This is a genomic window from Luteibacter sp. (assembly GCF_051958795.1).
In the GTDB taxonomy this organism is placed as follows: Bacteria; Pseudomonadota; Gammaproteobacteria; order Xanthomonadales; family Rhodanobacteraceae; genus Luteibacter.
The window spans coordinates 21,181-27,360 of sequence record NZ_JBQCFT010000336.1 but is presented as its reverse complement, the minus strand read 5'-3'; the positions used below and the strand labels follow the sequence as shown (position 1 = coordinate 27,360).

General features: G+C 61.0%; 10 protein-coding genes and 1 pseudogene. 4 read left to right on the top strand and 7 right to left on the bottom strand.

The features are described 5' to 3' along the window. Window positions 1–61 precede the first annotated feature (61 nt). Both ACTHLF_RS17655 and ACTHLF_RS17650 read left to right on the top strand, forming a co-directional pair. Window positions 62–547 (top strand): hypothetical protein, encoded by a 486-nt coding sequence (locus tag ACTHLF_RS17655; protein WP_440329017.1) that lies wholly within the window; start codon window positions 62–64, stop codon window positions 545–547. Next, on the top strand, window positions 522–1,139 hold the full coding sequence (locus ACTHLF_RS17650; RefSeq protein WP_440329015.1) for a carbonic anhydrase: 618 nt from the start codon (window positions 522–524) through the stop codon (window positions 1,137–1,139). Before ACTHLF_RS17655 ends, ACTHLF_RS17650 begins: the two co-directional genes overlap by 26 nt. On the opposite strand, the gene ACTHLF_RS17645 is transcribed toward ACTHLF_RS17650, so the two are convergent. The 4 genes from ACTHLF_RS17645 to ACTHLF_RS17630 all read right to left on the bottom strand — a co-directional run bounded on the left by ACTHLF_RS17645 (window position 1,136) and on the right by ACTHLF_RS17630 (window position 3,401). Next, window positions 1,136–1,399, bottom strand: a complete 264-nt coding sequence (locus ACTHLF_RS17645) for a hypothetical protein (protein ID WP_440329013.1) — start codon at window positions 1,397–1,399, stop codon at window positions 1,136–1,138. The two genes, ACTHLF_RS17650 and ACTHLF_RS17645, sit on opposite strands and share 4 nt — an antisense overlap. Before the next feature lie 77 nt (window positions 1,400–1,476). Further along, a complete protein-coding gene (locus tag ACTHLF_RS17640; RefSeq protein ID WP_440329012.1) occupies window positions 1,477–1,767 on the bottom strand; it encodes a hypothetical protein in 291 nt (96 codons plus the stop codon). A gap of 31 nt (window positions 1,768–1,798) precedes the next feature. Then, a complete protein-coding gene (locus ACTHLF_RS17635; RefSeq protein ID WP_440329011.1) occupies window positions 1,799–2,551 on the bottom strand; it encodes a DUF6348 family protein in 753 nt (250 codons plus the stop codon). 103 nt (window positions 2,552–2,654) lie between these two features. Continuing rightward, entirely contained in the window at window positions 2,655–3,401 is a 747-nt protein-coding gene (locus tag ACTHLF_RS17630; protein ID WP_440329010.1) for a helix-turn-helix domain-containing protein, read from the bottom strand. Window positions 3,402–3,562: 161 nt separating this feature from the next. Here ACTHLF_RS17630 and ACTHLF_RS17625 point away from each other — a divergent pair. Further along, a pseudogene (locus ACTHLF_RS17625) lies at window positions 3,563–3,754 on the top strand (hypothetical protein). 154 nt (window positions 3,755–3,908) lie between these two features. Then, window positions 3,909–4,697 (top strand): alpha/beta fold hydrolase, encoded by a 789-nt coding sequence (locus ACTHLF_RS17620; RefSeq protein ID WP_440329009.1) that lies wholly within the window; start codon window positions 3,909–3,911, stop codon window positions 4,695–4,697. Between the two features lie 56 nt (window positions 4,698–4,753). Here ACTHLF_RS17620 and ACTHLF_RS17615 read toward each other — a convergent pair whose 3' ends face one another. The 3 genes from ACTHLF_RS17615 to ACTHLF_RS17605 are packed head-to-tail and all read right to left on the bottom strand — an operon-like array spanning window position 4,754 to window position 6,029. After that, window positions 4,754–5,245: a hypothetical protein gene (locus tag ACTHLF_RS17615; protein ID WP_440329008.1), complete on the bottom strand. Its 492-nt coding sequence runs from the start codon at window positions 5,243–5,245 to the stop codon at window positions 4,754–4,756. Between the two features lie 29 nt (window positions 5,246–5,274). After that, a complete protein-coding gene (locus tag ACTHLF_RS17610) occupies window positions 5,275–5,649 on the bottom strand; it encodes a hypothetical protein (RefSeq protein WP_440329006.1) in 375 nt (124 codons plus the stop codon). Further along, a complete protein-coding gene (locus ACTHLF_RS17605) occupies window positions 5,646–6,029 on the bottom strand; it encodes a hypothetical protein (protein WP_440329004.1) in 384 nt (127 codons plus the stop codon). The genes ACTHLF_RS17610 and ACTHLF_RS17605 overlap by 4 nt, the downstream gene beginning before the upstream one ends. Between the last annotated feature and the right edge of the window lie 151 nt (window positions 6,030–6,180).

Sequence of the window (6,180 nt, the reverse complement as noted above, 5' to 3'; positions counted from 1 at the left end):
ATCCGACAGCGATTAATGCCGCGACACCGACATCGCCGAGCAGGTCTTCAACTGGTCAGGCGTGCCGGTCATCCATATTCGCCCGACATACTTCCTCGAATGGATGCTCTACCCCTGGCAGCTGCCGTTCCTGCAGCAAGGCGTCCTGCGCATGCCGGTCGGCAAGGGCACGCACTCGCCGATCGCCGCCGACGACCAGGCCCGCGCCATCGCCTCTCTTCTCCAGGATCCGCGCGACTACATCGGCAAGGTGGTGCCGCTGTCGGGTCCGGTCGAGATGAACCATGAGCAGATGGCCGCCGAGCTCTCCGAAGCCCTCGGCCGCACGATCGTCTTCCAGGATTTGCCCGTCGAGGACTACGTGAAGTCACTTGCCGAGATGGGTGTGCCGGCTTACATCGTCCAGCACTTCGATGGCGCGATGCGTGACTACCAGAACGGCCACATGTCTGGCGCCGATAACAACATCGAAGTCATTACCGGTAAGCGCTCCATGACCGTCGGTGAATTCGCCCGCCTGCATGCCGACCGGCTCAACGCCCGCTGATGCGTACCGGGCGCCGGTCTTCCCGGTGCCCGACTCCACCCCACTTCCCGAGGTTGCAATGAACGTTGTCAGTGAACTGCTTGCCCGCAATGCGTCGTTTGCCGAAACCGGTTTTGACGCGGGGCTGAAAATCATTCCTTCGAAGAAGACCATGATCATCGGCTGCGTCGACCCGCGCGTCGATCCGATGGATGTGCTGGGACTCCAGCCCGGTGAGGCGGCCATCATCCGTAACGTCGGCGGACGGTCGAACCCTGCCCTGCTCGAGACCATGACCATCCTGGACACCGTGGCGAAAGCTGGCGGGGCGCCGCTGGGCGAAGGCTGGAACCTGATCGTGGTCCAGCACACGCAATGCGGGATCGCCGGGTGCTATCACCACGCGCCCAGCCTGCTCGCCTCGTACATGGGTGTGCCGGAGGCGGAACTGGACACGCTCGCGATTACCAATCCGTATGAAGCGGTCGCGCTTGATGTCGAGGCGTTGCGTGCCAACCCGGCGATTCCGGCGGGGTTTGCGATTTCAGGGCTCGTTTATGACGTGACCACCGGGCGGGTTGAGACCGTGGTGGCGCCTGAGGTGAAGGGTTAATCGAGGTCGGGGATCTCCGAAGATCGATCCCTTGAGCATGCTTCACATACCGTGTCGTCAAGACTGACCGGTACAAAGAAAGTCGAATCGACCATGAGCTTCGCGGCCTCCGGCTCTTTTGCTGGGGGCCGCAGCGGCGCGCCCTTGAAGATCTCCGAAAGCTGCGCCGGCGTGAGCTCGGGAACCCCGATATCGACATCGACGGTTTTCAGGCAATCGCTGGCGGATTGATCGGTGCACCGCACCGAGAACGTGACCATGGCAAGCCTCCCAGTGGAACCACTACGGTACGCCTGGCGCCGGTGGCTGGGTATCGGCCAATGGTATGTGGCGGGGGTCAGATCATGCACGCGAGCATGTGACCGTGCCCGATAGGACGGCCTTCCATCAGAACGAATGGCGTGCCGACGACTATTTTTGGAGCAACAAGGTCGGGGCAGAGGAAGGCGACGTCCAACTCCCGCGCCTCCCCGGGATAAAGATCCTCGTCGATCCTGGCGCGGAAATCATGGCACTGGGTGCCATCGAACGTCATCATTCCGCGGAGAATGCCCGGCAGAATCGGACCTTTCCGGCCGCCCTCGTCGGTTCGGAGCAGGCGCAGAGCGATGGTCGCGTCGCGATTCATGACTTCCTCCCGCTCCGTTTTGCCGTCGCTCTCACGCCGTCGAGGCCTTTTCCAGTGCAAGGGCGAAATGCCGGGCGGATTCATAGCCCGGCCCTGACTGCCACGGTAGTGTACGAAAGTGCTCGACAGCTTCTAGCCACGGCTCGTTATCCAGCAGGATATCGATGCCACTTACCTCTCCGTTGAAGCTGGCCAGCGTGACGCTAATGGCGTGGGGCCCGCGGCTTTGCGTCGCTTCGAACATCCGGCGGAGGGCGGGCCAACCGTATTCCCGGTAGATCCTCGTGAGCGAATGCGTTGGTCCTTCCGACTCCTCGGTGATCACCTGCCCTTCGAAGACGTTCCAGCTCGCCGTCGCCGATGTCCAGGTTTCCAGCAGGGCCTGGGGTGGGTCGCACACGTGGTTGGACAAGGATTCCAGCACGACGTGGAGCGGGCCGATCATTGTTTTGACGAAGCTGTTGGCCACGGCCTTTTCGCGGGAATCACCGTGGCCGAACATGCTGGAGTAAATCGGCTTATTCGCCGTGAGCGGACTGGCGGCCACCAGTTCGAAAGCAACGAGGAAGGTGCCTTCATTCGTCGAAGGCAAATCGTGGATGAAAGCCCTAAGACCAAGGTCCCCTGGCAAGAAGAGGATGTCGCCAGTACGGCCGAGCTCTATGCCGTGCTGCACCAGTGCGTCCGCCAACATCTCTGTTGGATCCACGACCTGACCAGGACTTTCGGTGCGTTCGGGCTTGGCCTTCGGGGCTCTTCCAGTGAGGCGCTTTAACCAATCCATCGTGCTTCCCCTCAACATGACCCGGCTACTATACGAGCGCAAGCCGCCAGATTGTGGCTAGATCAGAACCAATCCATCCGTCCGTTCGCGCAGAGCGCAAGGCTCAAGCCGCCGCCACGCTGTTGCGCCGGCGCCAGGCCCCCGGTGGGATACCGACGACTCTGGAGAACTGCCGGGTGAAGTGGCACTGCCCGGCGAAGCCGCACGCCGTGGCCACGGCCTCGAGGGTGACGTCTTCTCGCAAGAGCATTTCCTGGGCGAGCTCGATACGGCGCTGGATGACCCACTGGCGGATGGAGCGTCCGAAGCTCATCCGGAACGCCACCGAGAAGCGCCCTGATGACATGCCGCATTGGGCGGCGACATCCGGTGTGGTGAAGCCTTCCGTGAGGCGCGCGTCCATGAAAGCCACGGCTTGCTCACGCTGCCACGGCGCGAGGGTCCGAACGGGCACGGCCTGTGAAGATTCGGGCGGAACGGTCGAGGACGCCAGGCGCAGTGCCTGGGCCACTTCGAGCGATGCGCTGGCGGAGATCGGACCCTGCTGGATCAGCTTCACCAGGATCGCGGCTAGCCTCGACGCGATAGGCAGCCCTTCGTGGCAACCTTTGACGGGCTGGAGCAGCAAGCCCGTGTCGGGTCTTCCGTCTTCGTTTCCATAGGCCACGAGGAGGGGCTTGCCACGGGTGGCCGCGTAGTTGATGGTGCCGAGCGCCTGGCGCGACCACAGCGAATCGAGAAGGCGGTTTAGCATGGCACCGGTCTGCACGGTGGCCGTCCGCTCCGACGGCATGACCAGTACACCCGTCTGTGGAAGCGCGTTGAAGTTCACTGACATGTCTGGCCGCATCACCCACTCCTGCCCCTGGCGTCGGTCGAATGTTCCCCTTGGGGCGTCCCGGAAAGCGTGACCGCCCTGTACGCCATTAGGCCGGGACGAGCGCGTCGCCGATACCCCCAAAATGAGCAAAAATGTTGGACATTCCTGCTCTCCCATACCGGAGCCACGCCATGACGCCCCTCGACAAACCCCTCAAGCGTGAACTGGTCATCGGCAAGCAGGCCTAGACGCTGACGATCGACCCTGATGGGTTAAAGCTTGTTGAGAAGGGGAAGCGCAACGGCATCGAGCTTGCGTGGAAGGATTTGGTTTCAGGTGATGCAGGGCTTGCAGCGGCACTACAGGCTTCAGTGAATACCTAGCGAGGCGGAGGATGCGGTGAGGGGGCTTGAACACCCTGCTCCGCCCCGGTCCATTCGCTCTGATCCTGACCGACTGTCGGTCCGATCCAGCTACTAATCGCGGGCGCACCTCGTCCATAGGATAGGTCCATCCTTCCCGGAACGCAGGTGCACCATGTCCGCCACACTCTCCTCCCGTCCGACCCTCCATATCCGCGAGAAAGGCACACGCGGCCCGACGCTGGTATTCCTCCATTACTACGGCGGTTCATCGCGAACCTGGGCGCCGGTTATCGCCGCCCTGCCCGCTGATATGCATACCGTCGCCGTCGATCTTCGCGGCTGGGGGCAGTCGGAGAAGCCGGATGACGGTTACACATTGGGCGTGCTTGCCGACGATATAGAGTCGCTCATCAGCGACAAGGGGCTCACGGATTTCGTCCTTGTAGGCCACTCGATGGGTGGGAAAGTGGCTCAATTGCTTGCCTCCCGGAATCCCGCCGGCCTGCGTGGGGTTGTGCTGGTCGCACCGGCAACGCCAACGCCCCTTGCGCTCCCGCCTGAGGTGCTCGCCGGTTTCGTGAATGTCTACGACACGCGCGAGAGTATCGAGGGCGCGCTGGAGAACATGCTGGTTTCCTCCCCGTTACCCGCCGATCTGCACGAGCAGGTCATTGCTGACAGCCTCGCGGGGGCTCCGGGTGCGAAAGCGGGCTGGCCGTTGGTGATGAGCCAGGAGGACATCAGCGCGGAGCTGCGCCACATCCGTGTGCCGGTGCTCGTCATTGCCGGTGGTGAAGACAAGGTCGATCCGGTCGATGCGCACCGGAATGAATTGCTTCCGCGGCTTAACGACGTTGAGTTTCGTGTCCTGCCGGGAATTGGGCATCTTGTGCCGTTGCAGGCGCCATCCGAAGTCGCTCTCCTTGTGAAGGATCTCCTTCGCCAACGCATAGCCGGTTGAGCTAGGGCTTCCCGGGAATATCCGCCATAACTCGCGATCTCGACTACCACTTTCCCCTAAGTTCGCGCCTCAACCTGTCGCGCGCTTTCGATCATCACATCGAGTAAGGCACTTCCCCGCACCCCAATGCGCTCAAATGCACCTCGCTCACCCAGGACATAAACGGAATAGAACACCGATTCGCCGTTCCAGAAGATCTGTAGTCCGAGCACGTAACCCGCCCTTGCCCACCCGTCCCATCTCATCAGGATGTCGCCCAACGCCCTGGCCTCTGTTTCATCAATCGCTGGGGCCAAAGGAAACGCATTGGAGACGGCACCCTGAAGGTCCCGCGATTCACTACGAAGGTTCAGCGAATCGTTTCCGTTCCCGTCGATGTCGACCGTGCAGATCCTGCCGTTCTCCCGCTCTCCGTCAAATTTGACCAGTATCAGCACCTTTTCTCGCTCGACGAATTCGGCGGCAGAAATGATGTGCTTGGCGGTCTTCAGCCAATCGATTCCTTCGGATGCTGAATCAGTGTGTGACGTCACTTCACCTGACCCCATCTTTTGTTTCCCATGGTTCTTGAGCGTCTCTACACACGCACCTTAGATCGAAGGCAAAGGCCAAAATCCCCGACCTCATCGTCAATCACGTCTTCAATCCAGAATTCGATCCCCGGGAAGTCGGATGCCACCCTGGCACACCAGGCGTTACGGACGATCGCCAGGATGGCCCGCGCCGACGGGTCGTCCGATGTCCAGTCGCCCCCGCAAATCTCCGTAATAAAGGTCTCGAGAAAAACCGTGTTCATGAAAGCCTGGGCGACCTCCACAGAAGGATGGCGACGCATGCGTTCGCGAAGGCTCGCCTCGGACTCTGACCCGTCCTTGAAGAAGATGAGTCCATCGATCATCACCACCGGGGCGAGGATATGGTCTAGCCAGTACGCGAGCTGATGCAGAATCATGATGGCTCACCCGGCGCTATCTGGACCACCACTCGAGTGGGACCGTTAAGCGTATCAACCCATACCACCACAGTGGCTCGGGTGTCCCCTATCCTGAGTTCCGAGAATCGATCGTCACCCGAATCCATAAGCGCCACCAGCCCGCTCGGGAACGAGATATCGCAAACGGCCACCTGGATGAGATCGTCCATTTCTGGCGCGTCTTGCCCAAGGAAAAGTTCCGTCTCTCCATCAACCGAAGCTTGAGTTGCGACCGACGCACACGTACTTGTGTAACTGACGACCATGTCATGATCGTACTCGGGAATCACAGCTTCCTTGTTTGTAGGATCGAGCACGAAAATAATACCGTGCGTGGGCGTAACCGTTACGCTCTTCATCGTGGCGTACATTGATAGCGCGCCACGCCTGATTGCGACCCGCCGGCAATCGGGAAACCGGTCTTTGGATCCACCGGTGGCGGACCGAAACTGGACTCGAGCAAGAGTGCCGGTCCGTCACATGCTTCCTGGGCTCGCTGATCGCAGAACG

Excerpts from the sequence above, each read along its gene's own strand:
- ACTHLF_RS17650 (WP_440329015.1), top strand. The coding sequence starts at position 522 with ATGCCGACCGGCTCAACGCCCGCTGATGCGTACCGGGCGCCGGTCTTC.
- ACTHLF_RS17645 (WP_440329013.1), bottom strand. The coding sequence starts at position 1,399 with ATGGTCACGTTCTCGGTGCGGTGCACCGATCAATCCGCCAGCGATTGC.
- ACTHLF_RS17640 (WP_440329012.1), bottom strand. The coding sequence starts at position 1,767 with ATGAATCGCGACGCGACCATCGCTCTGCGCCTGCTCCGAACCGACGAG.
- ACTHLF_RS17635 (WP_440329011.1), bottom strand. The coding sequence starts at position 2,551 with ATGGATTGGTTAAAGCGCCTCACTGGAAGAGCCCCGAAGGCCAAGCCC.
- ACTHLF_RS17630 (WP_440329010.1), bottom strand. The coding sequence starts at position 3,401 with ATGCGGCCAGACATGTCAGTGAACTTCAACGCGCTTCCACAGACGGGT.
- ACTHLF_RS17620 (WP_440329009.1), top strand. The coding sequence starts at position 3,909 with ATGTCCGCCACACTCTCCTCCCGTCCGACCCTCCATATCCGCGAGAAA.
- ACTHLF_RS17615 (WP_440329008.1), bottom strand. The coding sequence starts at position 5,245 with ATGGGGTCAGGTGAAGTGACGTCACACACTGATTCAGCATCCGAAGGA.
- ACTHLF_RS17610 (WP_440329006.1), bottom strand. The coding sequence starts at position 5,649 with ATGATTCTGCATCAGCTCGCGTACTGGCTAGACCATATCCTCGCCCCG.
- ACTHLF_RS17605 (WP_440329004.1), bottom strand. The coding sequence starts at position 6,029 with ATGAAGAGCGTAACGGTTACGCCCACGCACGGTATTATTTTCGTGCTC.